Source organism: Bradyrhizobium sp. F1.4.3, from assembly GCF_040548375.1.
Lineage (GTDB): Bacteria > Pseudomonadota > Alphaproteobacteria > Rhizobiales > Xanthobacteraceae > Bradyrhizobium.
The window spans coordinates 383,930-410,050 of record NZ_JBEPRN010000004.1 but is presented as its reverse complement, the minus strand read 5'-3'; the positions used below and the strand labels follow the sequence as shown (position 1 = coordinate 410,050).

At 60.1% G+C, this 26,121-nt stretch carries 23 protein-coding genes and 5 pseudogenes; 15 read left to right on the top strand and 13 right to left on the bottom strand.

Annotated features, from left to right (window positions below):
* Positions 1-123: 123 nt before the first annotated feature.
* The 3 genes and pseudogenes from ABIB73_RS16185 to ABIB73_RS16175 all read right to left on the bottom strand — a co-directional run bounded on the left by ABIB73_RS16185 (position 124) and on the right by ABIB73_RS16175 (position 2,298).
* Positions 124-1,406 (bottom strand): annotated as a pseudogene (locus tag ABIB73_RS16185) (NAD(P)/FAD-dependent oxidoreductase).
* A 149-nt stretch (positions 1,407-1,555) separates the two neighbouring features.
* Positions 1,556-1,818: pseudogene (locus ABIB73_RS16180) on the bottom strand (helix-turn-helix domain-containing protein); the annotation flags it as partial.
* 210 nt (positions 1,819-2,028) lie between these two features.
* Entirely contained in the window at positions 2,029-2,298 is a 270-nt protein-coding gene (locus tag ABIB73_RS16175; RefSeq protein WP_354225330.1) for a nucleotidyl transferase AbiEii/AbiGii toxin family protein, read from the bottom strand.
* Positions 2,299-3,083: 785 nt separating this feature from the next.
* Here ABIB73_RS16175 and ABIB73_RS16170 point away from each other — a divergent pair.
* Positions 3,084-4,229 carry a redoxin family protein gene (locus tag ABIB73_RS16170; protein ID WP_354225329.1) on the top strand — a complete coding sequence of 382 codons (1,146 nt, stop codon included), beginning with the start codon at positions 3,084-3,086 and terminating at the stop codon, positions 4,227-4,229.
* Positions 4,230-4,580: 351 nt separating this feature from the next.
* Positions 4,581-5,516 (top strand): annotated as a pseudogene (locus ABIB73_RS16165) (transposase family protein); the annotation flags it as partial.
* 90 nt (positions 5,517-5,606) lie between these two features.
* Here ABIB73_RS16165 and ABIB73_RS16160 read toward each other — a convergent pair.
* Both ABIB73_RS16160 and ABIB73_RS16155 read right to left on the bottom strand, forming a co-directional pair.
* Positions 5,607-5,819: a helix-turn-helix domain-containing protein gene (locus tag ABIB73_RS16160; RefSeq protein ID WP_354225328.1), complete on the bottom strand. Its 213-nt coding sequence runs from the start codon at positions 5,817-5,819 to the stop codon at positions 5,607-5,609.
* A 268-nt stretch (positions 5,820-6,087) separates the two neighbouring features.
* The gene (locus ABIB73_RS16155; protein WP_354225373.1) at positions 6,088-6,225 is read right to left on the bottom strand and encodes a helix-turn-helix domain-containing protein; all 138 of its coding nucleotides are present in this window, start codon (positions 6,223-6,225) and stop codon (positions 6,088-6,090) included.
* Between the two features lie 689 nt (positions 6,226-6,914).
* Between ABIB73_RS16155 and ABIB73_RS16150 the strand changes: the two genes are divergently transcribed.
* On the top strand, positions 6,915-7,181 hold the full coding sequence (locus ABIB73_RS16150) for a hypothetical protein (protein WP_354225327.1): 267 nt from the start codon (positions 6,915-6,917) through the stop codon (positions 7,179-7,181).
* 685 nt (positions 7,182-7,866) lie between these two features.
* Here ABIB73_RS16150 and ABIB73_RS16145 read toward each other — a convergent pair.
* Both ABIB73_RS16145 and ABIB73_RS16140 read right to left on the bottom strand, forming a co-directional pair.
* The gene (locus ABIB73_RS16145; protein WP_354225326.1) at positions 7,867-8,052 is read right to left on the bottom strand and encodes a hypothetical protein; all 186 of its coding nucleotides are present in this window, start codon (positions 8,050-8,052) and stop codon (positions 7,867-7,869) included.
* 403 nt (positions 8,053-8,455) lie between these two features.
* Positions 8,456-8,845: pseudogene (locus tag ABIB73_RS16140) on the bottom strand (transposase); the annotation flags it as partial.
* 500 nt (positions 8,846-9,345) lie between these two features.
* On the opposite strand from ABIB73_RS16140, the gene ABIB73_RS16135 reads away from it, so the two are divergent.
* Positions 9,346-9,567 carry a hypothetical protein gene (locus ABIB73_RS16135; protein WP_354225325.1) on the top strand — a complete coding sequence of 74 codons (222 nt, stop codon included), beginning with the start codon at positions 9,346-9,348 and terminating at the stop codon, positions 9,565-9,567.
* Positions 9,568-9,737: 170 nt separating this feature from the next.
* Positions 9,738-10,103, top strand: a pseudogene (locus tag ABIB73_RS16130) (transposase); the annotation flags it as partial.
* Positions 10,104-10,455: 352 nt separating this feature from the next.
* Here the strand turns inward: ABIB73_RS16130 and ABIB73_RS16125 are convergent.
* Positions 10,456-10,935, bottom strand: a complete 480-nt coding sequence (locus ABIB73_RS16125; RefSeq protein ID WP_354225324.1) for a hypothetical protein — start codon at positions 10,933-10,935, stop codon at positions 10,456-10,458.
* A gap of 772 nt (positions 10,936-11,707) precedes the next feature.
* On the opposite strand from ABIB73_RS16125, the gene ABIB73_RS16120 reads away from it, so the two are divergent.
* The 3 genes from ABIB73_RS16120 to ABIB73_RS16110 all read left to right on the top strand — a co-directional run bounded on the left by ABIB73_RS16120 (position 11,708) and on the right by ABIB73_RS16110 (position 13,490).
* Positions 11,708-12,406 (top strand): hypothetical protein, encoded by a 699-nt coding sequence (locus tag ABIB73_RS16120; protein WP_354225323.1) that lies wholly within the window; start codon positions 11,708-11,710, stop codon positions 12,404-12,406.
* A 198-nt stretch (positions 12,407-12,604) separates the two neighbouring features.
* Positions 12,605-13,018 (top strand): hypothetical protein, encoded by a 414-nt coding sequence (locus ABIB73_RS16115; protein WP_354225322.1) that lies wholly within the window; start codon positions 12,605-12,607, stop codon positions 13,016-13,018.
* A gap of 268 nt (positions 13,019-13,286) precedes the next feature.
* Entirely contained in the window at positions 13,287-13,490 is a 204-nt protein-coding gene (locus ABIB73_RS16110) for a hypothetical protein (RefSeq protein ID WP_354225321.1), read from the top strand.
* Between the two features lie 5 nt (positions 13,491-13,495).
* Here the strand turns inward: ABIB73_RS16110 and ABIB73_RS16105 are convergent, their stop codons facing one another.
* Positions 13,496-14,062 carry a site-specific integrase gene (locus ABIB73_RS16105; protein WP_354225320.1) on the bottom strand — a complete coding sequence of 189 codons (567 nt, stop codon included), beginning with the start codon at positions 14,060-14,062 and terminating at the stop codon, positions 13,496-13,498.
* Between the two features lie 562 nt (positions 14,063-14,624).
* Here ABIB73_RS16105 and ABIB73_RS16100 point away from each other — a divergent pair.
* Genes ABIB73_RS16100 through ABIB73_RS16085 form a run of 4 tightly spaced genes read left to right on the top strand, consistent with a single transcriptional unit; the run spans position 14,625 to position 20,146 of the window.
* Positions 14,625-15,812: an ABC transporter ATP-binding protein gene (locus ABIB73_RS16100; RefSeq protein WP_354225319.1), complete on the top strand. Its 1,188-nt coding sequence runs from the start codon at positions 14,625-14,627 to the stop codon at positions 15,810-15,812.
* 47 nt (positions 15,813-15,859) lie between these two features.
* A complete protein-coding gene (locus tag ABIB73_RS16095) occupies positions 15,860-16,939 on the top strand; it encodes an ABC transporter substrate-binding protein (protein WP_354225318.1) in 1,080 nt (359 codons plus the stop codon).
* A gap of 34 nt (positions 16,940-16,973) precedes the next feature.
* Entirely contained in the window at positions 16,974-18,335 is a 1,362-nt protein-coding gene (locus tag ABIB73_RS16090) for an LLM class flavin-dependent oxidoreductase (protein WP_354225317.1), read from the top strand.
* A 32-nt stretch (positions 18,336-18,367) separates the two neighbouring features.
* The gene (locus ABIB73_RS16085) at positions 18,368-20,146 is read left to right on the top strand and encodes an ABC transporter permease subunit (RefSeq protein WP_354225316.1); all 1,779 of its coding nucleotides are present in this window, start codon (positions 18,368-18,370) and stop codon (positions 20,144-20,146) included.
* Here the strand turns inward: ABIB73_RS16085 and ABIB73_RS16080 are convergent.
* From ABIB73_RS16080 to ABIB73_RS16065, 4 genes are all read right to left on the bottom strand, one after another.
* The gene (locus tag ABIB73_RS16080; RefSeq protein WP_354225315.1) at positions 20,117-20,443 is read right to left on the bottom strand and encodes a hypothetical protein; all 327 of its coding nucleotides are present in this window, start codon (positions 20,441-20,443) and stop codon (positions 20,117-20,119) included. The two genes, ABIB73_RS16085 and ABIB73_RS16080, sit on opposite strands and share 30 nt — an antisense overlap.
* Positions 20,444-20,648: 205 nt before the next feature.
* Entirely contained in the window at positions 20,649-20,873 is a 225-nt protein-coding gene (locus ABIB73_RS16075; RefSeq protein ID WP_354225314.1) for a hypothetical protein, read from the bottom strand.
* A 212-nt stretch (positions 20,874-21,085) separates the two neighbouring features.
* Positions 21,086-21,346 carry a hypothetical protein gene (locus ABIB73_RS16070; RefSeq protein WP_354225313.1) on the bottom strand — a complete coding sequence of 87 codons (261 nt, stop codon included), beginning with the start codon at positions 21,344-21,346 and terminating at the stop codon, positions 21,086-21,088.
* A 211-nt stretch (positions 21,347-21,557) separates the two neighbouring features.
* Positions 21,558-21,998, bottom strand: coding sequence for a DUF6841 family protein (locus ABIB73_RS16065; RefSeq protein ID WP_354225312.1), 441 nt, complete (start codon positions 21,996-21,998; stop codon positions 21,558-21,560).
* 193 nt (positions 21,999-22,191) lie between these two features.
* Here ABIB73_RS16065 and ABIB73_RS16060 point away from each other — a divergent pair, with 193 nt between their 5' ends.
* The 3 genes from ABIB73_RS16060 to ABIB73_RS16050 all read left to right on the top strand — a co-directional run bounded on the left by ABIB73_RS16060 (position 22,192) and on the right by ABIB73_RS16050 (position 26,055).
* Positions 22,192-23,151, top strand: a complete 960-nt coding sequence (locus tag ABIB73_RS16060; RefSeq protein WP_354225311.1) for an N-carbamoyl-D-amino-acid hydrolase — start codon at positions 22,192-22,194, stop codon at positions 23,149-23,151.
* Between the two features lie 1,106 nt (positions 23,152-24,257).
* Positions 24,258-24,812 (top strand): TetR/AcrR family transcriptional regulator, encoded by a 555-nt coding sequence (locus ABIB73_RS16055; protein ID WP_354225310.1) that lies wholly within the window; start codon positions 24,258-24,260, stop codon positions 24,810-24,812.
* Positions 24,813-24,861: 49 nt separating this feature from the next.
* The gene (locus ABIB73_RS16050) at positions 24,862-26,055 is read left to right on the top strand and encodes an MFS transporter (protein WP_354225309.1); all 1,194 of its coding nucleotides are present in this window, start codon (positions 24,862-24,864) and stop codon (positions 26,053-26,055) included.
* Positions 26,056-26,121 lie beyond the last annotated feature (66 nt).

Below are 26,121 nucleotides of genomic sequence, written 5' to 3'. Positions count from 1 at the left end.
CACGTAATTACTCGTTCGTTCGCTCGGTCAATCATACATGTCGTCGATGGCATCGGTACTCAGATCGCGCGGCATCGTTCCATACTGCTGCGAAAAAGAGTGCCAACCGAGTTGCTAGGGTGATCAGAGCCAGGAATCCATCAGGTGAACAAGCTGGGAGCCCGCCGTATAAAAGGCTACCTGCGCTACACGAAACCGCCGGCGTTCAACGGCACTGACCGGCAACGGCAAATCGTTCTCCGCGATCTGCCCCAATACGTACGAAGCCAAAACACTGCCAAACACTGTGCCTGGTGCGATTCCGCGGCCGTTATAGCCGCTGAAACCGATGACGTTGCGATCCAGCTTGTGAAGCCGGGGCAAGTTGTCCGACGTCATTCCAATCATGCCGAACCAGCCGGCTTCAAACTGGACGCCCCGAAGTCCTGGAAAAAGCTTGCGCCGCGATCTTTGGGCCCAGGCCCGGTGAATAGATTGCCCCATTCTCTCAAGCGCACCAACACTGCCAAACACGAGTCGCCCGGAGCGATCGAGGCGAAATGAAGAGAGAACCTCTCGAGTGTCCCACACACCCTGCCGCTCAGGCAGGATCGACTTTCTCAGATCGTCGGGCAGAGAAGGCGTGGCAAAGTTGAAATAAGGCAGTTGAATCTGTTCCTGGCGTACCTCAGACCAAAGTCCTTTGCCATAAGCATCCGTCGCGACGACCACCCAGTCGGCCTCTACAGATCCGCTTTCGGTGCCGGCTCTCCAGCGCAAACCGTTGTGTTGCGCCGTGATGGCCTCGCTTTGCGTAAATATCCTGGCTCCCATCGCAAGCGCGGCCCGCGCTAACCCTCGCACATAGGCCAATGGCTGTATGGTGCCGGCGCGGTTATCGAGCAGCGCGCCGGTGTAGTCGCCACCGCCTACTTTCCTGCGTGTTGCTTCCGCATTTAGCACGAAGACGGGCGCTCCACGCTTCTGCCACTGTTCGGCACGGGCCTCAATCTCCTCCAGGCCCCTACGTCCGACCGCACAATGCAAGGTGCCGGCACGTTCCACTTCACATTCGATGTCGTGCTTTTCGATGAGTTCGAACACCGTCTGCGGTCCGCGCCCGAGTTGTTCAAGCAACCGTTCTCCAAACGGCGCGCGGAGCGCGTCCGGAAGCGCGTCAGGCATGAGCCACATGCCCGCATTCACGAGCCCGACGTTCCGCCCGGAGCCGCCGAATCCTATTTCAGACGCCTCCAAAAGCGCGACACGCGCTCCTCCTTCAGCAAGATGAAGGGCCGCCGACAGCCCCGTATATCCACCGCCAATCACGACGATATCCGCTGCAGTTCGGCGGTAAGGGGAGCAGTTTCAGGCGCTGGTGGCGCAGTCAGCGCCCACAGTCCGTGTGATCGTCTACTGTTTCGCATCCGCCAATCTTGATCGACCCGAGGTCCAGCAGCTATGGTGAATACCGGTAAGCTCTGGCGGACCTCTCTAGTACATCATGCTCGGGGCTTAATGAATAGTCGCCATCGGGCCAAGTCGCGGGGGAGAAACATCGGCCGGGTGAAAGCGATCAGGCGTCGAGATTGTGCAGGTGCTGGCGGTTGCACAGCACGATCTGGCGAGCGCCCGAGAAGCCGAGTATGCCCTTTGCGTGAAGCTGCGAGAGCGTGCGCGACACGGTCTCGAGCGTGAGGCCCAGATAGTCGGCGATATCGAGCCGACACATCAGCAGCGCCATTTCATGCCGGGGACGGCGAGGCGGCGATCCATTTCGAGCAGGAAGGCTGCAGCACGCTCCATCGCCGTCTTGCGACCCAGCAGCAACATGTGGTCTATCCGCCTGGCAATAACGTTCCTGAAGCTTCAATCGCCATAAAGATCGAGCTGGAATAGACGATGAAAGCGCTCCTCAGGTCGTCGCTGATGCCCTCATTCGCCAGAAGATCGCGGGTATCAAAAAATCGCGAGGAAGTTGCGGTCAAAGGCGACGACGATTTTCCCGCGTAGAGGTCGGAAAACGAGGCGACTTGTGTCTCCGTAAAATCAGAGCCTTCCTCGACGTTCGGAAGCACGGATCTTGGTAACGATGCTTTCCGCGCGGTTCCCGAACTTATTCACCTTAACGTCGGGAATTCCCTTGCCAATGGCGATAGCCATTCTTTTCATGCCCGCATCGATCGCGGCCAGCGATTCCCGCCGGCCGGCGAGCTCAGGTCGATATCGACTGACAAAACGCGGCAGATCGCGCACGAATAGACTGATCGCAGTCCCGCCTTTGGGAGCAAAATCCTTTAACGCCGCACCGATTGGCAAGGTCTCGATCAGCAGCGCAACCAGAGCTGGTCCCGGTTGTCTGACAAATTCTCCGGGTTGATAAGTGGAGCGTCTGCCGGGTTAGGCCGCCAACGCGGAACGACGGCTGGCTGAAGATATCAACCGATCGAGTGGCGCGCCCCGCTGGCATGCTCGCCAGCAACGCCATCGCCATCAGCATGGACGTGCCGAATTTATGGTGAAGAATCTGGCCGGTTGCCTTTAGGGGCCCTACAGGGGTTAGCAGGCGGCTAGCTCTTCAAGCTTACGTATCCTAGCGGCTTCGTCGCAAAATGCGGGGACATGCCAGACGAACGAGATCGCAGATTACCGACCTTACCGACGTGAAATCGGCGGGCGATCCAAGTACTGCGGCCCCGCCGTTCGACTTGTTCCTCGCCAGCTTGCGAATGGCTTGGAAAGAGGGCGCATCTCACCAACGGACCGGCCGATCCTAAAAGGGAGGCGAGTTCGTCGTCGCTCTGACCCTTGGAATTTGTCGGTCAGCGGGCATCACATCCGGCTTCTCGCGTACCTCCTACTGGCGCAGCGCGGCTCGCGATGCGCATTCGCAAGACGATCTTCTGGCGGCACGAAGGTCGCGATGCGTGCCCGAAATCCGACGCCGACGCAGCTTGTCGGGTTACATACATAGGACCTTACTGGGCGTGTGGATGTTTTTCAAAGCGTTGTCATGTGCCTAGTGCGCGCGGACTGCCTGGCACGGTGATTGCTATTGGGGTGCAGCGACAAGGTCGCGCAACAGGTAGCTTTGGAGTTGAATCATGGCGCTATACATCGAGTCCCCCGCTCCTTCGCTCAAAGTCGAGAACTGGCTGCGTGGCGAGCCCCTCACGAACTTCGAGCCAGGGAAAGTGTACATCGTCGAATTTTGGGCAAGTTGGTGCGACCCATGTGTGAAGGCGATGCCCCATCTGATAGAGCTGCAAGCAAAATACAAAGACGAGGGGCTTGAGGTCGTCGGAGTCGCAGCTTATGAAAAAGCACCAACGGCGGATGAGGCGCGCACCAAGTTGGACGCATGGTTGACTGAAACGTTCTCAAATCTGAACTATCGAATCGGGTTCGACAGTACGGGCGAAATGAACAAGCTTTGGATGGATGCCAGCTCTTCTCCCGGCGTTCCGAGATCGTTCATCGTCGACCGCGACCGCCACATTGCCTTTATCGGTGATCCGCTCGACATCGCCCACGTCTTGCCGAAAATTATCAACGGCACTTGGCGCAGCAGCGATGAAGCTAAAGCCGCTGATGCGAAACGGATTGCGGAAGACCAACGCACAGAGCGCTTTTACTCAATCCGGCGGACAATTCGATTGGCTATGGAAGCAAGGGATTGGCCGGCAGCGCTCTCAGCGGCCGAAGAGGGCATTGCCATGATGCCGGACGATCGACACTTCCGCGAAATTCAGGCGGGTCTGTTGCTTCAAATGCGCGACACGGCGACCGGGTTCCAGGTCTTGCGCCAACTGGTTCAAGATGCGATTGAGAAACGGTCAGACGCTGTGTTTGGACTGATTGCCGTGATGGAGCAACTCTTTGATCCGGAGAACGATAAGGCCCACCTTCCGCGTGCCGAGCGCTTTGCGATCGGCAAGGATGTGTCGGAACATATCCTCAATTCAGTGCAAGACAGCGGCGGCCCCACCTTTCATGCTTATAGAGTGGTCGCTCAGTATTACTACGAGAGTGGTGACAAGCAACGCGCGATCGAGCTGATCGAGCGGGCAATGGCATGGCTAGACGATCCGGAAATCGTGCCGGAACCTGCAAAACAGTATTATATGCCGCGGCTGCTCCAAACCTTGGCCAACTACAGGGGCGAGAAGGCTTGTTGCAGCGGATCTTGTTCGGTTCCGCAAGAAAACTTTCCTGGAGCTCCCAAAGTGCAGCCGCAGGAGGAGACATGAAGGGCGATGTTAATCGCAGATGCACAATCGGGGCTATGCGCCTTCGAAGCGCTCGCGACCAGCAGAACCATTTCAGAGCGATTGCAACACGCAAGTCACAAGGAAAGCCTAGCCCACAACAAGCGATGCGACGCCCTACGGCCCGTCTTTGCTGGGTGTCTAGTTAGTCGTTCGTGAAGAACCGTCCAAGCGGTTGATCAAGAATCGATTTCCGGGCGAGATCCACTTTGAGATTGCAAGCTTTCGGGCTTTGACTGCACAAAAGCTTGCAATTTCATCTTTGAGGATTCCGTCGAATCGCAAGGCGAGATTCCCTGATCGCATCGGAGGAAGCGATGCAACCAGGGGAACGAAACGACGGTGCAAGCCAAGAATGTGATGCCGATGCCAAGCTGCTGAACCGCACCCGCGATTGATCCGGCTGGCGAGGCGACATGGTGTCAAGCTGCGCAAGTCCTATGCCACGGTGGGCAAGATCGCGCTGATCAAGCACCAGCGCTACTCCCACGCCAAACAGTTCAAGCGCGACAACAGGCCCTTGAAGAAAACTCAGGACCTATCTCGGCCGCATCATCCGCGACATAGGCCGCAAACGGCGCCAACGCCGACTTGCTCGGTGGGATCGTGTTGGAGCGCATGCTGGCACGGGCGCGACAAGTGCTTGAGCAGAATCGGCGCCAGCGTGGCCCGAACCTCTACTCGCTGCACGCGACGGAGGTGCAGTGCATCGGCAAGGGCAACGCGCACCGGCCTTACGAGTTCGGTGTCAAGGTCTCAGTCGCCACCACGCTGGCGCCGGCCCGCGGCGGGCAGTTCGTGACCCATGTGAAGGCGCTGCCCGGCAACCCCTATGATGCCGACACACTTGCAACCGTCATCCCAGAGATGGAAGCGCTGATCGGCAACACTATCGAGCGTGCTCTCGTCGACAAGGGCTATTGCTGCCACGGCGCCCCGCCCGATTACAAGTTCAGGGTGTTCATCTCAGGACAGAAGCGGCGGGTGACGCCACAGACCAAGCGCGAGCTGCGACGGCGCTCCGCCATCGAGCCGGTCATCGGCCACCTCAAATCCGAGCACCGCATCGGCCGCAACTAACGCCAAGGTAACACCATCAACGCCGTTCTCGCCGCCGTCGGCGATAACTTCCGCCGCCTAATCTGGTGGCTCTGGCTCTTGTTGTGGCAAATCATCGGCACCCTCGCGAAATCCACGGTCAATCAGCCTGCCAATCAGGATTCTTCACGGCCGACTAACTATACCGCTGCGCTCACAACGGGCCGCTAATTTCGGCAGATGCGGATCCCATCTCATGGAGTAGTCATAGCACCGGATGTTATACGTGCCGTCGGCACAAGTTGACAGCAGCAGCACTCCCTAGTCCAAAAGCTTGAGGCGGCGCGCCTTGATGGCAGCCTGGATTCGGCTGGACACTTCCAGCTTTCGCATGACGCTCTTGATGTGAAAATCGACGGTGTTCCGGCTGATTCTTAATATCACCCCTATTTCCCAGGATGATTTGCCCTCCTCTACCCACCGCAAGCACTGCTTTTGCTGTGGGGACAGCTTAACGACTTGCCCGTCGATCATGTGTTGCTCCTGGAGCCGAGACGACTGGAACGCGATCAGCAAATGCCGTACCACGCGACGGAGATCGCAAACTCTCCTGCCAACACAAGCCTTGGAGCACCAATCAGCTGCCGATCCAACTGCAGAACCATCGGCTGTCGAAGCGATTGCGACATACGTCGTAAGCGCGACAGCATGGTTGCAACAAACGGCACACTTGACGTCCGCGACCTGCTTTAGGCCTGCGATAGGTCTCCTCATGGCTGGTAGGCGCCAGCATTTCGGGTGGTCACTTCAGCTTTCGCATAGCGTTCTTGATGCGAAAATCGACGGCGTTCCGGCTGATGCTCAATATCACCGCTATTTCCCAGGATGATTTGCCCTCCTCTACCCAACGCAAGCACTGCTTTTCTCGTGCGGACAGCACAACGACTTGCCCGTCGACTATGTGTTTCTCCTGGAGCCGAGACGACTGTAAGGCGATCAGCAAATGCCAAACCACGCGACGGAGATCGCAAACTCTCCTGCCAACACAAACCTTGGAGCACCAATCAGCTGCCGATCCAACTGCAGAACCATCGGCTGTCGAAGCGATTGCGACATACGTCGTAAAAGCGACAGCAGTGGTTGCAACAACGGCACCCTTGACGTCCGCAACCTAAGTTAGGCCTGCGATAGGTTTCCTCATAGCTGGCAAGCGCCAGCATTATGTCCCGCGCTTGCTCCAGCGTGGCTTTCTGCATTATCCCACGGAGGAGGCGGAGCGGACCCAGCTACATCGGTCGCGGCTCCAAGGCAGAGGTTGTTGGCATTGCCGCAAATGGCGTGGAGGACTGGTTCTGTTCGCGTAAATCGCTCGACGGCTCATTGATACTGGATGAGTTGATAACGGACATCGACCAAAATCAAAGTCATCAACGCTTTGTGGACCACGGTGCTTGGGCGACACTATTGACTCGAATGTCGCCGCGCGATGCTAGATCCATCTCGTGATCCGCACCGTTCGCTTGTATCGCGTGATGTCGGAGCGCGTCAGAAAGGGGTGCAATCCGTCTTATTTGTACGCCACAGCTATCCAGCGGCCATAGCATACCGAATATCGTTCGGGGCGGAGGCATGAGCGGCGAGGGCGAAAAGACTCCGATCGAGGCATTAGGATCGCCAAATAATCGGATAATTCCGCGTACCACGAAGCGCCATCGCAAGAACCGTGGCATGCCGCCGCCCGCGACGTCGGATATCAATACGCTGCCGGGCAGCTCTAATTTGACGGCATTAGAGGCCGCGGCGGTTATCCGGCGCACGCCCGGCGCGCTGGAGCAGTGGCGGCGGGATCCGAACCACGCGCTGAAATGGCGTTACGTCGACGGCCGCCCACTCTAATCCTGTCGATGCGGTGCGCGACTATCCGTCACCTCCTGAACCCTGATCGGCTCGGTACGTGGCTGCTCGGAAACTCTATAATCTGATTCAGCCACCATCCCTCAAGCCGCTCGAAGAGGCTCTGGCGCGGTGATCAGGCGCCGGTTGATGAGTTCCGCAATTTCGTCGAAACGCGGTATATCCCGGAAGATGGTGATGCGAGCATAGAAGTCGCCAACCTCCTCGGCGCTTAACCGCACCTACAAAGGCCGCCGCGGGAAGTTAGATCGCTGCGGCCCGCGCATGGTCAAAAAAGCCGGGTTACATATCGAAGTGAAATATGGGGCCAGCCCCGGTTCGGAGAATCTACCGCTAACCTTTTCTTGGCTGATAGCTAAATTTCGTAGCAACCGAAATGCGGCTATCGTGCATTATGTTCCATTGGAAAGGTGCCGCCGGCTTGCCGGAGGGCGCTCGATTGTAACCCCTGATTCCTGGTGGTCTCGTCCCCGCACGAGATGATGATCGATATCTGCGTTTCGGAGGGGAATCCCGATGCGGCTTGCATTGCCTTACCTTGCTATTTGCCTTTGCGACGCCTCTCTCGCGGCGTGGTTGTCCTTCACGCTCATCTACTGACGGAGCAGATCCTCGGCGGGCGTCGGGCAGCCGAACGTATGTGCCGCTCTCATTCAGCTCTCCTTCCTTAACCGCACCTCATGCCGGCGCCGAACTCTGCGCCGTTTCCCTTAAGTGTGTAGAGGAAGGGATAATTGATCTTCTCGATGTGGACACCGCCGTCCTGTACCGGCCCAGTGCCGGACGCCATCTGAACGAGATGGCGAGCGGCGACTTCCGGATCGGCGAACGCGCGTTCGGTGACCAGTTTCATTGCGATGTTTGATGACAGATCCTGCGGCGCACATGCCGAGTAGAAAAGGCGCAATCCGACGCGCCACCACGGCTGATCTTTGGGAAGGCGTGTCGAGTCGCACGTCGACCCCACAATCGCTGCGGCTGAGCCCGCGCTCGTACACCACCGAGGCCAGAGCGGCGAACCAGCCGAGCATGAGGGCGACGCAGATCAGGGCAGGGCAGCGACAGGATTGTCCCTGGCGGCGCCCGGCTGCTTGGGGCTGTGAGGGAAGCCAGCCGGCGTGCGCCGTCGGGGGACTAGCCAAACGTCGATCGAGCGAGGGCCGAGCTGTTCGTGTTGGGTGAGACGACCTCTGTTGTGGGTGGGGCGCACGCGCCGGATCGGGGCTCTGACGCATATTCGATGATCGTGTTTGTTTTTATGGCGCGCCAATCAGCCTAGCCTGAAGGAGATCGAGCTTAGCGCGCCCGTACATCTGCCGTTTGACCAGCTTGAGTTTGGTGATCTGAGCTTCCACTTGGCCATTGGACCATGGTTGCGTGATAGCCGCGTGCACCGCGCCCTTATGTTTGGCGATGCCATTCGCGAACGAGCCAATGAGGCTCCGCTTGGATTCATCTATCCAAGGTTCGAGCTCGATCTCGACCCTGTTTCGGATCATCGCGTGGAAGCGGCCAACGAGAGCGTGGGCATCGGCCAGCATAGGAACGCTTTGTTCAATAGCGGCAACCGTTACGGTCTCGGCCTTGCTTAGGTGGTCGCGCTTCGTTGTCAGCAACTGCGCTATCGTCCTGGCGGCGGGGACCTTCTGCAATTGTTGACGGCTGATAGTCGGCTGTGGCGACGGGTCCATCAGACCAGCGCACCCTGCGGCGGCGGGGATTTCATCTGGGGCCACCGAACAGGCATGCTTCCAAAAAGGACCGCGATTGGTACAGGCGGAGGACGTCCGGAACATTCGCGCTGCGCACTGCTCGTCTCAGCGACAACGTCGAGAATGCGCGGTGGATGTAGTATGAGCCAAACAGGCGATCCAGATGCGCAATCGTATCCTGTTGCTCGAAGGTCAGCGTAAATTGGCTGGTAGGGTCTTGCATGGCGCGCCTCGCGTTGAGCTCGTGGTTCCCAAGGGACCGTCAAGAGGATCCCTTTCGAACTGTCGGGGAAACGATCGCCGTTCGGCGCGAATTCACCCGAAACCGCGAACGTGGCAGTATAGTCAGAGCTTCGCCGATTCTCTCATAGTCCGAATGTGGGAATTCTGCTCGATTGGGCGCGATAGCACCACGACGCCTGGTTTTCTATGCAATGCAACTGCTCCTCACACCCAGATTTATCGCGCTCGATTCATCGCACCTCGGAGATATTGCCCGTGATCGCGCATCGATGAACAGCGAGCGGAGGTGCGCCGCGGAGAAATTTCAGCGCGCGTTCGATGCGAGCAACAACGTTCTACTCCTGAGCTGGCATCACATCCAGGAACTGCTCTCGCATCGCGACGATCAGGTCGTTGTCGAGCGTGTTTCCTAACTAAAATCCCTGCCCTTCGTTGCTTCAGTTCGATCGGCGCACGGCGAGGATGTCGTTGGCGGGATCATTGACATACTGGCATTCGAGGTCGAGGCTGCCTTCAATACACCGACGATGGATGCAGCGAAGGTGCGCGAAAGCGTCGCTCCAGGTCTTCTGCGGGTCGGACCCTGACTGCGCCGATGACGCTCGACGGACCAATGAACGCCGTCGCTTTCCTCGCCTATGTCGAACAGGTGTTGGCACCTACCCTCAATCCCGGCGACGTCGTCGTGATGGACAACCTGCCGGCACATAAAGGTGCTGCCGTCCGGGCCGCAATCGAGGTCCGCGGCGCCAGCCTTCTGCTACTGCCGCCCTATTCGCCCGATTTCAATCCGATCGAGAACGCCTTTGCTAAATTCAAATCGAGCCTGCGCAAAGCCGCAGCCAGGACCGTCGACACCCTCGAAGCCGCAATCGCCGACGCCTACAGAGCATTCACCCCTACCGAATGCGCCAACTACTTCATGACCGCAGGATACAGTTCAACCTGATCGGAATCTGCTCTAATTAAACAGGAATAGGTCAATGGGGAAAACGGGACGACGAAGCAGCCAAAGCAGCCAAAGCAGCCAAAGCAGCAAGCAAGTCGCTAGAAGATCGCGGACAACGAGTCCGATCCATGGATGGGGAACGCTTTCAGCGTACCGACGCGAATACTGGCGAGCGAATCGGCAGGCCGCTCACAAAAGCTGAATTGATAAACAAGGCTGACGGAAACGACTGATGAGGCTTGGTCGTTTAGTCCGGTGGACGCCTTGGACCGCATGCACCGAAAGGGCGTGCGGTTCTTTCATGCTGATGATCGCGGAGGCGCTGCCGGGTGGTCCCGACGTCGAGCGTCCGTCACGCGCTGGAAGGAGACCCCACGAGGGCCTGAGCTGAAGCGTGCTTTCGAGCGGCAATGGTGCTCCTGTTCGTTTTCACGAAACGCCTCAGATGCTTGTATGTCGTCTCGCTTGTAATCGATTTCTCGATTTCTTCGTGCCAGTGCGGCGAGTGTTCCAGTACGACGATGGAGTCCAGAATTTTATCTTGAACGATTTCGCGCGCCACGCCGACGAACAGCTGCGCATTGATGGCCGCCGAGTAGATTTCGAGAAAGTTTAGAAATTCGATGAACGCATGTAGCTGCTTCGGCCCATCGTCCTTGCTCGCTGCAAGCGCGGCCTCACGTTCGTTCATCGCTTTTAGGAAGTCCTGCAAGTGTTGGAGCGTGACTGTTTTTCGAGTCCTCCAGGCTTGATACGCATTAACGAACAAACCGGCGGCGGCAGCGACCGTGCCGCCCACTTGCACGTAGGGAAGCAGCTCGGATGCAGACAAGGCAGTTCGGATCAGCTCTTGGGTGCGGACGGAGTGGGTGCGGGCGCTGGATTTGGCTGCGTTGTTTGGGTCTGAGCCGCCGGACGACTAGCCAGCGCCGTTGTCAAATTCGATGAGGACACACCTTTTTCCAGAATTGAGGGACCCGATTGCGCTAAGCTTGCACCCAAGTTCGTGGAGCTAACGCCATCATGCGCCATCTGTCTGGGCGATTTGGAGTCGGAGTTATTGACCATGTCTTATAGCCTTTGCTGGATTCATAAAGCTTTTCAACAGCACACCGGCTATCAGCCGGAGTAAGTGCTGAACCTACCGTGCTTTACGCCTTCCGTGTATCCGTGTGAAACCCGGGTCTCCATCTCGCGCTCTAGGTACTCATTGGCAATCAACAGCGCCTTCACAGCTTCGCGCGCGTCACCGCCGCCGCAAGCGGCGATTGCTTGATCGGCGGCGGCTTCCAACCGTGCCGTGTGCTGAGAACGGCGGCGCGGGAGCTTCCGACATTGACGTTTTCTAGCTTGACCCGCCTACGCTACGTTCTCATTATGTTCTAAGGCGCGCCTGCGCCCAAGGGCGGGAGACTACTTTGAGTAAGCCTGCCGCCATGCTTGCACCCGGCAGACTATGGAGCCTGTGCGATATGCTTCGAATTCATGCTTACGACTATGTGCTGATCGGAACTGATCTTGTTTGGGTGCGAGAAAGCTGGAAGCGATCGAACATCGCTGGTCCATGACAACTCCGGGTGAGGACGCAGCAATAGAAACCCTGCTTGAGACCGCGCCAGAGGCGCGTTCTGCTGAGCAGCAAGAGTTTTCCAAGTCAGCATTTTGAATCGCTGGCAAAAAAATGTCGAGAGCTTGCGCTTCCAGTCACAGCTACTCTTGCGGAACGTGCAATCGAGATTCCACCAAAGACAGCTGGTGAAATTGATGCGTTGATATCGGCGTTTGTTGCCGAACTAAAATCGCACTTGTTCCTATTCGTCCCAAATCATCTAGCCAAGTTTTATGAACTGATTTTGCAAAGCACGATCACTGTCGCATTCCCCCATGCCTCGAAAGAACTTGTCGCGGCAGGAAATAGCCTCGCCTCCGGCCTATTCACCGCTGCTGTTTTTCACTCAATGCGTGCCGCCGAAATTGGCGTGAGAGTTCTTGGAAGCGAGCTAGGAGTTAGCTTTCCGGATAAGCCACTAGAGCTAGCGGAGTGGCAGCAAATCCTGGATCAGTCAGAGGTCAAGATAAAGGCCATGAAATCCTTGCAACCAAGGCAACACAGGGACGACCAACTAAAGTTCTTTTCACAGGCTGCGGTGCAGTTCACATATTTCAAGGATGCTTGGCGGGTACGTGTAGCACACGCGAGAGAGACCTACGAAGAAAATCCAGCGACTAGAGTATTCAACCATACACTGGAGTTTTTCGAAGTGCTGGCTACTCGTTTGAGGGAGCCGACGCCCGTCGTTTGACGGGCGGATTATTCTCGCCTGATTGGATTTAGATGCGAGCCGGATTTATCCTGTTGGCTCTGCTGTGGTAACGACAGCTTGCCTTATCGTTGTGGAGCGAAAGCCGCGAATGAGCTGGATAGATTTATGGCGGGAAGGCCGGTTAGTTGTGACGAGCTGTTATTAGGAAATCATGGGTAGGGACATCTTCGAATGAACTTGGGCAGCACCGGAAGCGAGGCGCTCGATCTGCTGATCGCTTTTGTCGCACTCGCCGTCATATTCTATCTGATCCTGCGAAATTGGCACTCGATCACAACCGGCGTGGTGATAGTGGGGATTATCGGAGCGGGGCTTGGGCTCGCGTTCCTGGCACTCGTTGTCGTGGTCACCGTCGGCGTTGCAGGATATGAGGGATACAAGACCGAGCAGTGCCAGACGGTCCATGAGCGCGTGACGAGGGCGAGGACCGCTCCCAACGACTACTTCGGCAACAAACTCCGCACCGATGCTGACGCGGAGCAATCGTCGTGCAACGAATTCGCGATCAGGCTTGCCGAACGCGCGATGAACACGAGGTCCGACGACTTCGATCCTCTCGACTTGATTCGCAAGGCAGTGCGAGGTTGGTAGACCGTCAGGAGCCAAAGAGGCGGGAACGTGAAAGAAGACAGGCTGAGTGCTACACACCCATTTAGTACCCGGCTGAGCGGGCCAACCTGTCAGGCTACGTTCCGTTGCGCACCGGCGCTTCTCCCGAAAAGCCAAATCGCGATGTCACAAACTCGCAAAAAAAACCGTATAGTCTATACCCTTCCGCAAAATTGCAGGTCGGACTGGACGGGGAAGTAAGCCAACCTTGGCGCGCGAGTGTTGTTCTAACATTTGGGATATTCGGCATATGGCGTACGATGCAGCTACAGTGCAGATGCTTCGCAATATTTTAGATGAAATCCTTGCCAGCGAGACGTTCATTCGGCAAAAGCACCGTTCTGCTGTAGAGGTCGCGGAGCGCGTTTTGTGGCTTGTCTCGCGCGGTGAGCGGGAGCCCGCGGCAATCAAAGAACACGTGCTGAACGAGTTTTTGACATACGCTGCCGCGTGATTGCACTAAGCCGCCGCAGCAATTGCCTTCCGATGCAGTGCGCCGGATACATACTCTGCAATCGCATCAACCGCTTGCCGCTTCTCAGCCTGCATGTCGTAACGGTAATAGGTTTTTCCGCTGCCAACGATGGCATGATGCGTAAGCGCCTCGGTCGTGTCGCGCGGAATACCCATGGCCCGCGCCCAGGTCGTGGCTGACCGGCGCGCATCGTGCGGGGACCATTCGGCCTTCTTCAGCTTCAGCCAAAGTCGGCGGACGGCTTGCGACAGGGCGTGCCGGTCAATGGGCTTGTCGCCTTTGCCGCGGGTCCAGGGGAAGACGTAAGGGCTGTCCTCGTACAGTCTCCCTGCAAGCGCTTGCTTGATGAGCTGGATGCGTTCATGGGGCTCGGTAAGTCTTTGAAAACAAAGGCTCGAACTGGGTGGGGACCGTATGATTCGCTCTCCTGACTCGAACCCCGACGAGGCACGATCCGCTTTAAAGCGCGTTTGGAAACCGCTGCGGATGCTTCCCTCTCCGAGCGGATCTAGTGGTGTCGATTTTGAACCTACTCGGATCGCTTGACACATGCCCGGCTCGATGTCTCAGCGAGCGCCGTTCTCATTCCAAAGCGCCGCAACGATATCGCAACGAATTGGGTGAAACGACCGTGAACAAAACGAGACGGAAACACCTGTCGAAGTAAGAAAAATCAACACCTTAGAAGATGTTCACTGCGTTCGGGACGCAGGGGTCGCAGGTTCGAATCCTGCCACTCCGACCATTCATCCAAAAGTCGACGTTTTCCAGAGGCTTGGCCGACCGGCCGCCGGTGCCTCGGGAGCGCCTTTTTGCAACGATTTTCGGGGCGGGTCCACGGCCGATTTGGCCGGGCAGGGGCGTCTGTGCGCGTGGCATGGCTCCTCCTTTGCCGGCAACGGCAGCACACGTCTCATCGTGCAGTGATCGCAGGCCGCATGTCATTTCATGACTGCGAAACAAGCCAGACGACCAAGCTATCATCAGGAATCGCCCAACAAATCCGCATGTGACCGACCGGTCTGGTGTCGGCAAGGCGCTTCGATTTTGTAGTTTACACGTGGCCGCTCGGCAGAGCTTACTTCGCTCAAGCTAGATCTCACAGGACCGATGATGGACGCGATTCGCACCTTCCCGCCGCTTCGAAACGATCGTACCGATGCGTTTCGGATATTTGGGCGTTCCGGGTCCGGTGCTGCCAATGAAGTCCCGGCATCCAGTTCCGCCGAGCAGTCTGCCCCGCAGGTGAAGCTGCATGTCCGCGGCGTCTCCAAGACCTATGGCACCTCGACCGTACTCAAGCCGCTCGACTTGAAGGTGATGTCGGGAGAGTTGCTGGCAGTGCTTGGCCCGTCGGGGTCGGGCAAGACGACGCTCCTGCAGATCATCTGCGGGCTGGTCGAACCATCCGGCGGGCGGTTGGTCATCGACGGTCGAGACGAGACCGACAATCCGGCCAACAAGCGCGACATCGGTGTCGTCTTCCAGAATTACGCGCTGTTCCCACATCTCACGGTGTACGAGAACGTCGCCTTTCCGCTCCAGATGCGCAAGCTCGCCCAGGCGAAACTGCGAAACAGGGTGGAGGAGACGCTTGCGATGGTCGGGTTGTCCGACTTCGCCAAGCGCTTCCCGCGCGAATTGTCCGGTGGTCAGCAGCAACGTGTCGCGCTGGCGCGCTGCTTCGTCTACCGGCCGTCTCTGATTCTGATGGACGAGTCGCTGTCGGCGCTCGACAAGAAGCTCAGGGACAGTATGCGGATCGAGATCAAACGCCTGCATCGCGAGACCGGCGCGACCATCATTTTCGTCACGCATGATCAGGAAGAGGCGCTGGCGTTGGCCGACCGGATCTGCCTGATGAACGACGGGAGAATCGAGCAACTCGGCGCGCCCGACGAGATCTACGAGCGGCCGGCCAGCACGTTCGTCGCCGATTTCATCGGCGCTTCGAACCTGATCCACGGCGAGGTCGCCGCCGACGGCACCTTCGACACGCCGGATGGCCGCGTGCCGCTGCCGCCGGGTCAAATGGTGGCAGCGGGCAGCAAGGCCGCGCTGGTGATCCGTCCCGAGAAGCTCGAACTGTGCGCGCGCGACGACGCCTATATCACCGGGCATGTCGAGGAGACCATCTATGCCGGTTCCGAAACGCGTCTCCTGGTGCGGCTTGGCAGCGGCAACCTGATGACGACGCGCCGCGCCGCCGGCCAGCCACCGGTCTCGATCGGAGAACCGATTTTCATGCGCTGGGATCGCACTCATGCCCGCCTGCTGGAAGGCGCACCCCCCGTCACCTGACCTACGCCATCATCGCAACTCGATCTCGCGCATTACGGAGACCAAGGATGTCCACCAACACGATCTCGCGACGCAAGCTTATCAAAACCACCGGCGCTGCGGCCGCAGGTCTCGCGCTGCCGGCGATCTGGACCGGACAGGCATCCGCCGCGGAGCAGATCACCGTGGCCGATGTCGGCGGTGCGCCGGGTAATGCGATCCGCACCGCCTTCTATGACCCCTTCGAGAAGGAGACCGGCATCAAAGTGGTCGGCGTTGTCCACGAGTCCGATCCGGTGACGCAATTCAAGGTGATTGTCGACACCGGCACCAAGCTCTGGGACGTTTGCATGGTGACGCCGGATGACGTGCTGCGCCTGACCAGCGAAAAGGATTATCTCGAGCCGCTCGAGATTTCGAAGGGACCGGACGACGAATTCATTCCGGGCGCGCTGATGCCGAACTGGTTCGGCTTCTCCGCCTACGGCATCGTGATGGCCTACCGGACTGACACCTACAAGGCCGCGGCCCCGACGGGGTGGGCGGACTTCTGGAACACCACCAAATTTCCGGGGCGCCGCGGCCTGTACCGCAATCCCAAGGGCGTGCTGGAATCGGCACTGCTCGCCGACGGCGTGGCGCCGAAGGACCTTTATCCGCTCGACGTCGATCGTGCCTTTGCGATGCTGGACAAGATCCGCTCGGAAGTCGCGGTCTGGTGGACCGCAGGCGCGCAGAACACTCAGATCCTGCAGAATGGTGAAGTCGACATGGCCGACACCTGGTCGGCGCAGGCCTTTGCCGCGATCGAAGCCGGCTCGCCGGTCAGCATCGTCTGGAAGGGTCTCTATTCGGTCGACGGCTGGTCGATCCCGAAGGGCACGACGAAGCTGAAGCAGGCGCGTGAGTTCGTGAAGTTCTGCGTGCATCCGGAGCGGCAGGCGGCTTACTCAAATATCGTCGCCAACGGGCCGAGCAATCTGAAGGCCTACAATTTCATCAAGCCGGAACGCGCCAAGGTGCTGCCGACGCTGCCCGAGAACCTCGCCGGTCTCACCATCCGCGACTTCGCTTATTGGGGTAAGAACTATGCCGCCATTTCCGAGCGCTTCCAGGAGTGGCTGCTGATGGGCGGCAAGAAGGGCTGAGGCTCGAGGACAATTTCGTGAGCGAGGGTCAATCATGAGCAAGAAGAAACAGATGGCGATCGGGGCATTGGTTCATGCCAACGGATCGCATGCGGCGTCCTGGTTGATGGATGAGGCGCGTCCTCATGCTTCGACCGACATCGATTACTATCGCGAGATGGCTCAACTTGCCGAGCGTGGCAAGTTCGACTTCTTCTTCATTGCCGACACGCCGGCCGCGCGCACCGAGAATCTGCAGGCCTGGAGCCGTTCGCCGTTGTTCATGAATGTCCTGGAGCCGCTGACGCTGCTCGCGGCGATCGCCGGGGCGACGACGCACATCGGTCTCGGCGCCACCGCTTCGACGAGCTTCTACGAGCCATACAACATCGCCCGTCTGTTCGCTTCGCTGGATCACATCTCGCACGGCCGTGCCGCCTGGAACGTCGTGACCTCCGCGAACGATTATGCGGCGCGCAATTTCGGTCTAGACCGTCTGCCGCCGCATGGGGACCGCTACGCCAAGGCAAAAGAGTTCATCGATGTCGTCGAGGCGCTCTGGGACAGCTGGGAGGACGGCGCCTTTGTCTACGACAAGGCTTCGTGCCAGAGCTTCATTCCCGAAAAGCAGCACCTGGTCGATCACGAGGGCAAGTATTTCACCGTGCACGGCGTGCTCAACATCGAGCGGCCGCCGCAGGGTCGCCCGGTCATCATCCAGGCCGGCGCCTCCGACACAGGCAGGGATTTCGCCGCCGAATATGCCGAGGTGGTGTTCGGCTCCAGCGGAAATCTCGACGGCGCGATCGCGTTCTATCGTGATCTTAAGGAGCGAATGGTCAAGTTTGGGCGCCATCCGGATGATCTGAAGATCGCCTCCGGCATCTCGGTGGTGATCGGCGAGAGCGAGCAGGAAGCGCGCGACAAGCTCGACAGCTGGCAGGAACTCGTTCATCCCGATGTCGGCGTATTGAGGCTTAGCCAGGATCTCGAAACCGATTTGTCGGATCTGCCGCTCGACGAACCGGTGCCGCTGAACCGGATTCCGGCGACCTCCAACCTTCACAAGGCCTATTTCGATGAGATTGCCGGCCTGATCCGGGACGGTCTGACCCTGCGCGAGATCGCGCGCCGCTTCAATCGTGCCAAGGCGACGTTCTGCGGCACGCCTACGCAGGTAGCCGATCATATGGAATCGTGGATCGAGGCGGGGGCCTGCGACGGCTTCATGATTTCGTTCGTGGCGCTGCCGAGCACGATGCAAGACTTCGTCACGAAGGTCGTGCCGGAGTTGCAGCGGCGGGGCGTATTCCGCACGGATTATGAGGGCCGTACCTTGCGCGAGCACCTCGGCCTGTCGCGTCCGGAGAACCGCCACGCCGTGGCTGCGGCGGCGCCGCTCGCCAAGCGCGCTTGAATCCGCAGCCGGCGAGGGAGAGCGAAGGACCGATGACCGATATCACCTCCCTCGAGGCTGCTGCCCGTCCGGCGCGGGCCAGGCTGAAGTTCGATCCGCTCTGGCTTGCGGCGCCCGCCATTGCCTTCCTGGCGATGTTCTTGGTCTGGCCAACGGCGCAGGTGCTGTCGCTGAGCGTCGTCGACAAGACCGGCGCGCTGAGCGCGGCGGCCTTCTTGCGGATATGGAACGGGCCGTATCTCGCGGTCCTATCGACCACCTTCTCCGTCGCACTGTGGACGACGGTGCTATGCCTGTCGCTCGGCTATCCCCTCGCCTATTGGCTGTCGTGCAAGCCGCCGCGTCAACAGCGCATCGCGGCGCTGGTCGTGCTGCTGCCGTTCTGGACCAGCGCACTGATCAAGAATTTCTCATGGCTGGTACTGCTCGGCCGCAACGGCATCGTTGCCAAGACCATGCTCGCGCTCGGCCTGGCCGGCGGCGACAAGCTCTTGTTCAGCCGCGCGACCGTCATATTCGCGATGACGCACACCCTGCTGCCGCTCGCCGTCGTCACCATGTTGCCGGTGATGAACCAGATCGATCGCCGTCTCCTGATGGCGGCATCGACGCTCGGCGCCAACGGCTCGCGAGCCTTCTGGCAGGTGTTCTTTCAACTCTCGATGCGTGGGGTCGCCGCGGCTGGGCTGCTGGTATTGGTCGCCTCGCTAGGCTTCTTCATCACACCGGCGCTGATTGGCGGTCCCAGGGATTCGATGATTGGGCAGCTGATCATCCTGCAAATCAACGAGCTGCAGAACTGGCAGCTCGGGAGTGCGCTGGCGGCGATCCTGCTGATCTCAGCGGTCGCGACCTGTTTTGCCTATGATCGCATATTCGGCCTGTCATCAGTCACCGGCGGGGGAGCCAGGCCGTCCCGACCGGACGGCTTGTTGCGGCGGGCAGGGCTCGGCATTGCCCGCGCGATCGGGCTAGTCTTCGGCCTCATTGAGGACGGCTGGACGCGCAACATTCGCGGCCTGCGTGGAACAATGTTCATGTCGGTCTATGCATGGGCAATTCTCGGCGTATTGCTGATCCCGATCATCGCTTTCGTGCCGATGGCGTTCACGGCATCGAGCTTCCTGTCGTTCCCGCCACCCGCGTTCAGCATGCGCTGGTTCGAGGAATTTGTGACGTCGCCGTTGTGGGTCGCGGCGATGATGCGCTCATTCGGCATCGGCCTTGCGGCAGGGGCGATCACGCTGGTGATCGCATCGATGGCCGCACTTGGCGTGGTCCACACCAAGGGACGGTTCGGCAGCCTCGCGTTCCTGCTGTGTCTATCGCCGATGATGGTGCCTTCGATCGTGATCGCGATTTCACTGTTCTATCTGTTCGCGAAGATGTCGCTGGTCGCGACCGACCTCGGCATCATTATTGGCCATGCCGTGATCGCGCTGCCAGTGGTCTTCATGGTGATGCTGGTCACCTTCAAGGGGTACGACTGGGGGCTCAACGCCGCGGCCTCGACGCTCGGGGCGGGGCGTTCGCGCATCCTTTGGCGGGTGACCTTGCCACTGGTCAGCGGCGGTCTCGCGGTCGGCTTTGTGACCGGCTTCCTTCAGTCTTTCGAGGAATTGACGGTGGCGATATTCGTCGGTGGAGGCCTGAAGACCACGCTGCCGAAGCAGATGTGGGACGGCATCCTGCTTCAGGTCAATCCGATCATCGCAGCGGCGTCCGTCGTCGTGCTGATGGTCGTCATCCTGATGTTCATCACGATCGAAATGGCACGGTCGCTAGCGGCGCGCCGCCAGCACGCCCAATAGAAACGCCACCATCAGCGCCGGCAGCGGGGCCTCGCGCACCATGCCGCGAACGATGTCCGGCCAGTGCGGGTCAGGGACGAGTTTGGGAGACCTGACGTCCATCATCGGGGCGATGCCCCAGTCCGAGGCGAGGTCGGCGATCTCGCTCGAGGTGAGTCGCGAGCCATCGCGGACACGGAAGATGGCGGCATCGGATCGGTGGCGTGGCGCAAGCGTCATCAGTATCGCGATGGCCGTGCGCAACGTCATCTCGCCGTAGCCTTGCAGCCTCACCGACTCCTCGGGATCGGACGTCATGCGAAACTATCTCTCACACCGCGAAGTGGCGCGCGATGGCGAATGCCGCCGCCGCGCACAGGACCAGCGTGGAAGCCGCGCCGGCTACGCCACGCGCAAGATGGGCTCGCGTCAGGTGCCTGGTCATGATTTTGCTCCATGCTTGCCATGGCAATGGTGGCGGCGGGTGTTGGTTCCCTGCGCGGCGTCTAATCGTCGAGCCGGTCTATTTCCGCAGCAATTCGCTCAACGCCGCCGTCGCCTCGGCGCAGCGGATGTCGTCGATCTCGCGCGACAGGCTGATCGCACTTGATTTCAGCGCATCGATTTTCCAGCTGTCGGGGTGCTGGCTCTCGAGTTGACTGAGACGCTTGTTCAAATCGTCCAGTCTGGATTGAAGCTGTCCGACGCTGGTGGTCCCGTTCACCTTCCAGACTCGTTGCGCACGCATCGTAGTTCCCCTGCTAGTCTCACGGCGTTGTGAGCGGGGTTCGTGGCCGCAATGGGAGTTTCTTTTGTCCGGCTTCTGACGGACGGGAACCGTTGCAGATGGGCAACGCGAGTTCCTGCGCGTTTGCCGGTGCAGATAGAGCGATAGCCCCATCGCCCACGCCCTTCTGCAAGTATCGTCGCATTGCAAGCTCCGGCGCGGCCTGATTCGCATCAGGCGGCGCGCGCCCACCCGGTCGGTCGGCTCGAAAGGCGGCTTTCCAGGATTGCGATGCTCACCCGGATATTGTCGCGCCGAGCTCTCAGGTTCAGGGCGAGCATCGGGTAGGTAAGGTTCTTTGGGTCGGAGATTCCGGCCTTCCGCTCTTCCTCCTGGATGTCAGCGTCGAGCATTTGCGTGCGCCAGCGCAGGTCGGAAATCAGTGCGTGGAGCTGGGTTGGGATGGTCGCTTCGAAACGGGACGTCGGTTGCATGCGATCGCCTCACTATGAGACAGACCCACTGCGGGTCTGAGGGATTGACCGCAGTGGAGCAAGGAGAATGCCAACGTGCCGGCCGAGGGAGCAGGCAAGCTGGCGGTTGTCGCGGAACGGCACCGTCGGCGTCAGCCGTCGCGCATCGCGGCGCGCGATCAGACGATATTCTTCAGCGAGCCGTCTCGGCAGGCTGGTAGGGAGCGCGCTGCTAGACCCCGGCTTGCCGCTGCGCGACGCATCGCAGCAGGCGCGGAATCTGGTTGTGGGCGATCGCGGCGATGCGCCAGGCACCAACCATTTTCGCGAGGCTGTAGGTGGCCCGGAAGTCGTAGAGATGGTTTGACGCTCGGTCGAGCACGTCCATCGTCAGCGACGCCTGCACCAGGCACGGCGAGAGTTCTGTGATCGACAAGTCGTGAATGCGACCGGACGGCGCGCCGAGCTGGCGATGGAGCTCGACGACCTTGCTCATCGTCAGCAGACACTGCTGCCTATTTGCGATCGCAATCAAGGTGATTTCATCACCGTCCGAGACGATAAGGCTTGGATAGGTGACGCAATCGGCGATCGCTTCCACGTCGAGCGCCTGAAACGCCGCGCAATAGGTCTGGAAAAACGCCTTCACGTCCTCAGCCAGCTGGTTCGACATCTTGCCTGCTCCGCTCTTGCTTCGACCCGGCGCAACCGTACGCGCGCAAGATTACAATTTGTCGTCGGCGCTTTCCGTTTGACGGAAGGCCTGCCTCCCGGTTGGGCATCGTGCCGGACAGCGAGGCTGTGCGTGCGGCGTGCCGCGCGATAGGCTTGGTCTCGATACGATGCGGGAAACAAAGGAAAGACGCGTGGCGAGATTTGTGAATGTCGCAGCCGGCCAGCTCGGCCCGATTGCGAGAGCCGAGACGAGAACCGAGGTCGTGGCGCGGCTGATGGCATTGATGCGTCAGGCGAAGGCCAACGGCTGCGACCTGATCGTCTATCCCGAGCTCGCGCTGACCACCTTCTTTCCGCGCTGGTACTTCGAGGACCAGGCGGAGATCGACGGTTTTTTCGAGCGCGAGATGCCGGGGGCGGAGACGCAGGCCCTGTTCGACCTCGCGCGTGAGATCGGCATGGGGTTTTACCTCGGCTACGCCGAGCTGACCGTCGAGGCTGGCGTTATCAGGCGCTACAACACGTCCATCCTGGTCGACAGGAGCGGTGCGATCGTCGCCAGATATCGCAAGGTCCACTTGCCCGGCCATGCCGAGCACGAGCCATGGCGCATGTTTCAGCATCTGGAGAAGCGCTATTTCGAGCCCGGCGCCGGTTTCGGCGTGACGGAGGCTTTCGGCGGCGTGATGGGGATGGCAATCTGCAATGACCGCCGCTGGAGCGAGACCTACCGGGTGATGGGTCTCCAGGGTGTCGAGATGGTGATGATCGGCTACAACACGCCGGTGCACAACCCACCCGCGCCCGAGCACGACGATTTGTCGCTGTTCCACAATCATCTGGTCATGCAGGCCGGCGCTTACCAGAATGGCACCTTTGTGGTCGGGGTCGCCAAGGCCGGCCTGGAAGAGGGCGTGGACCACATCGGCGGCAGCTGCATCATCGCGCCCTCGGGTGAAATCATAGCCGCCTGCGCCACGAAAGGCGACGAGATCGCGCTTGCCCGCTGCGATCTCGACCTCTGCAATTCCTACAAGAGCACCACCTTCAATTTCGACGTTCATCGCCAGCCCCGGGCGTATGGGATGATCGTGGAGCGGAAGGGCATGAGCACGATGGCGGATGGAACGCCGGTGCGCTCGAAGGGGTGATTTGTTTTCTTGTTGCCCGGATGGAGCGCAGCGTAATCCGGGGCTGCACTTTCGGCGCGGCACCTACCCCGGATTGCGCTGCGCTCCATCCGGGCTGCGGGAGCCTGTCGGGCCTGTTTCGCTCGCCTGTCAATCCGTCATCGCGAAAATATTCCACTTTACCGAAATTCGGAAATGGCGTATGGGTCGCCCATCCCGGCTCGACCTTGAGGGGCGATCACGTGTCGTCATGTTTCGCGAGTTGGGCTTGCGGTGGACGCGGCAGCGTCGGGCGCGAGAGGCGTGGGCAGGGCGGATTGCTCTCCGTGAGCCCGAGGCTTCGTGCTAGATGAGCGGCGCTGTCAGGTTCGTCTCGCCAGCATTCTTCCGGCAACGTCGACAACGCCGGGAGATAATGCGGCGAGCAAGCGAGCCGTGCGTACGGCAAAACCGTGTGGTCCTGGCCGTCGTTGCTACGGTCAAGTTCTTGCGGAGGCGGAAGCGAGCTCAACCGGGCAAGCGTCCGCCGTCAATTCGCGAGGGCGAGGGAGGCCAGAAGGAATTCGGCTCCCGGGAGAGCACGGCATAAGCCGTCAAACCACCGCGCAGGGAAGGCCGAGTGATTTGGCTACACCTGTATGCTGCTGTGCGGTTTCCTCTGCGCTACCTGCGCACAGTGGACCGTGGGTGCCAGCCGGCACCCGGCCTTCCCTGCGCCCTCTTGGTTGAGAGGGTGGAGAGACGAAGCAAAGCTCGGGCAAAATCAGCCGCGAGGATGCGAAGCTGTGTCTGCGATTTGAAGATGAGCGCGAAGATAAATCCCCTCTCGTGCGCCGGACGCAGCGCAGCGTCCTTTGACGGTGCGCTGCAGAGCCGGTGCCCATGTCTCCGGGAGCAATCCGTGTGGCGCTCGGTCGCAGGCTCTGCGCAGCAACGCGAAGAGGCGTTGCAGCGCGTCCGGGACACGAGAGTTGATGGTGCTGCCATCCATTTGCCGAGCCTTTTCCCAAATCACAACCAGGTGTCTTGATTAGGAAACAATCATTCCCTATTATCCCGCAATGCAAAAAACCGTCCGCAAATCTCAGCCTGTTGCCCATCCACCCGGCCGGCCCCGGGAGTTCGATATGGACACGGCCCTGGACGGGGCGGTGCGGGTATTTTGCGAGCGCGGCTATCATGCCACCTCGATCGGCGACCTGACCGCCGCGATGCGACTTGCCACCGGCAGCGTCTACAAGGCATTTCGCGACAAGCATGCCGTGTTCCTCGCCGCCTTCGAGCGCTACGCCGCGGTGCGCCGGGAGCAGACCCGCAGTGCGGCGGCGCGCGGTGCAAACGGCCGCGAACAGCTGTGCAACGTGCTGCTGTCTTATGTCGAGCACTCCCAGGGCAGCGAGGGGCGCCGCGGCTGCATCGTGGTCGGCAGCGCGGTCGAGCTCTCCGCGCTTGATCCGGTGATCCGCGCGCGCGTCACTGCGCAGCTCAAGTCCAACGAGAGTTTCATCGCCGGCCTCATTCGCGAGGGGCAGGCCGACGGCTCGATTCCGCACCATGTCGAGGCCGACGACACCGCACGACTGATGATCTGCCTGACGCAGGGCCTGCGCGTCGTCGGCAAGGCGCGCCTGCCGCTCGACGGCGAGCGCCTGGTCGGCGTCGCGATGAAGCTGCTTGCTTGAATGTTTGTCAAATTAGGGAATGATTATTCCCTATATCTGGAGACTGGGAATGACGATGAATGCCACGATCGAGACTGCGCCGGAGACGGATGCGGTGTCGCAACGACTGACCTTCGTGCTTGCCGCGGCCTGTGGCATGGTCGCAGCCAACATCTACTATGCCCAACCGCTGATCGCCCCGATCAGCGCCGCGCTCGGCCTGTCGCATGCCGCGGCCGGGCTGATCGTGACCATGACGCAGATCGGCTACGGCACGGGGCTGCTCTTCATCGTGCCGCTCGGCGATCTCGTCGAAAACCGCACCCTGATCTGCTCCGTCATCACGCTCGGCGCTGCGGCCTTGCTCGCCGCCGCCTTTGCCACCCATGCGCTGCCGTTCCTGATCGCGGCGCTGTTCATCGGGCTCGGCTCGGTGGCGGTGCAGATCATCATCCCTTATGCGGCCCATCTCGCGCCCGAGGCCATTCGCGGCCGTGTCGTCGGCAACGTCTCGACCGGATTGATGCTCGGCATCATGCTGGCGCGGCCGGTGTCGAGCTTCGTCACCGCGGCGCTGTCGTGGCACGCGGTGTTCTTCGCCTCCGCCGCGCTTATGGTCTTGCTGGCAACCGTGCTCTGGATGGTGCTGCCGAAACGCAGGCCGGTTGCGCGCATGCATTATGGCGCGCTGCTGATGTCGATGCCGCATCTGGCACGCACCACGCCGCTGCTCCGGCGCCGCGCGCTGTATCAAGCAGGTCTGTTTGGCGCCTTCACCCTGTTCTGGACGGTGGTGCCGCTCCAGCTGGCGAGCGAATTCGGCTTCACCCAGCGCGGCATCGCGCTGTTCGCGCTCGCCGGCGTCGCCGGCGTGTTCTCGGCTCCGATCGCGGGACGTCTCGCCGATCGCGGCCATAGCCGCATCGCCACGATCGTCGCGATGCTGCTCGTAGCCGTGGGCTTCCTGGTGACGCATATCGGAGCGGCCGGATCGGCGCTCAATCTGGCCTGCCTCGTCCTGGCTGCGATCGCCATCGATTTCGGCGTGCAGGGCAATGTCGTGCTGGGTTTCCGCGCCATCTTCGTGCTCGGGCATGAGCATCGCAGCCGTCTCAACGGCCTCTACATGGCGACGTTCTTCGCGGCCGGCGCCGCCGGCTCCGCGCTCGGCGCCTGGGCCTTCGCGCAAGGCGGCTGGACGCTGGCCGCAGGCATAGGTCTAGCCTTGCCCGTCGCGGCCTTGCTCTATGCCGCCACCGAGTAATCGCGGCGTGGTCCGATTGTGCGCTGCGGCTGGTTTAACCAAGCCTTCGATATGAAGCCCTGGACC

Bases quoted from the DNA above. Each gene is read 5' to 3' on its own strand.
- ABIB73_RS16170 (WP_354225329.1), top strand. From the start codon at position 3,084: ATGGCGCTATACATCGAGTCCCCCGCTCCTTCGCTCAAAGTCGAGAAC.
- ABIB73_RS16160 (WP_354225328.1), bottom strand. From the start codon at position 5,819: ATGATCGACGGGCAAGTCGTTAAGCTGTCCCCACAGCAAAAGCAGTGC.
- ABIB73_RS16150 (WP_354225327.1), top strand. From the start codon at position 6,915: ATGAGCGGCGAGGGCGAAAAGACTCCGATCGAGGCATTAGGATCGCCA.
- ABIB73_RS16145 (WP_354225326.1), bottom strand. From the start codon at position 8,052: ATGAAACTGGTCACCGAACGCGCGTTCGCCGATCCGGAAGTCGCCGCT.
- ABIB73_RS16135 (WP_354225325.1), top strand. From the start codon at position 9,346: ATGCAACTGCTCCTCACACCCAGATTTATCGCGCTCGATTCATCGCAC.
- ABIB73_RS16110 (WP_354225321.1), top strand. From the start codon at position 13,287: ATGGCGTACGATGCAGCTACAGTGCAGATGCTTCGCAATATTTTAGAT.
- ABIB73_RS16105 (WP_354225320.1), bottom strand. From the start codon at position 14,062: ATGTGTCAAGCGATCCGAGTAGGTTCAAAATCGACACCACTAGATCCG.
- ABIB73_RS16100 (WP_354225319.1), top strand. From the start codon at position 14,625: ATGGACGCGATTCGCACCTTCCCGCCGCTTCGAAACGATCGTACCGAT.
- ABIB73_RS16095 (WP_354225318.1), top strand. From the start codon at position 15,860: ATGTCCACCAACACGATCTCGCGACGCAAGCTTATCAAAACCACCGGC.
- ABIB73_RS16090 (WP_354225317.1), top strand. From the start codon at position 16,974: ATGAGCAAGAAGAAACAGATGGCGATCGGGGCATTGGTTCATGCCAAC.
- ABIB73_RS16085 (WP_354225316.1), top strand. From the start codon at position 18,368: ATGACCGATATCACCTCCCTCGAGGCTGCTGCCCGTCCGGCGCGGGCC.
- ABIB73_RS16080 (WP_354225315.1), bottom strand. From the start codon at position 20,443: ATGACGTCCGATCCCGAGGAGTCGGTGAGGCTGCAAGGCTACGGCGAG.
- ABIB73_RS16075 (WP_354225314.1), bottom strand. From the start codon at position 20,873: ATGCGTGCGCAACGAGTCTGGAAGGTGAACGGGACCACCAGCGTCGGA.
- ABIB73_RS16070 (WP_354225313.1), bottom strand. From the start codon at position 21,346: ATGCAACCGACGTCCCGTTTCGAAGCGACCATCCCAACCCAGCTCCAC.
- ABIB73_RS16065 (WP_354225312.1), bottom strand. From the start codon at position 21,998: ATGTCGAACCAGCTGGCTGAGGACGTGAAGGCGTTTTTCCAGACCTAT.
- ABIB73_RS16055 (WP_354225310.1), top strand. From the start codon at position 24,258: ATGGACACGGCCCTGGACGGGGCGGTGCGGGTATTTTGCGAGCGCGGC.
- ABIB73_RS16050 (WP_354225309.1), top strand. From the start codon at position 24,862: ATGACGATGAATGCCACGATCGAGACTGCGCCGGAGACGGATGCGGTG.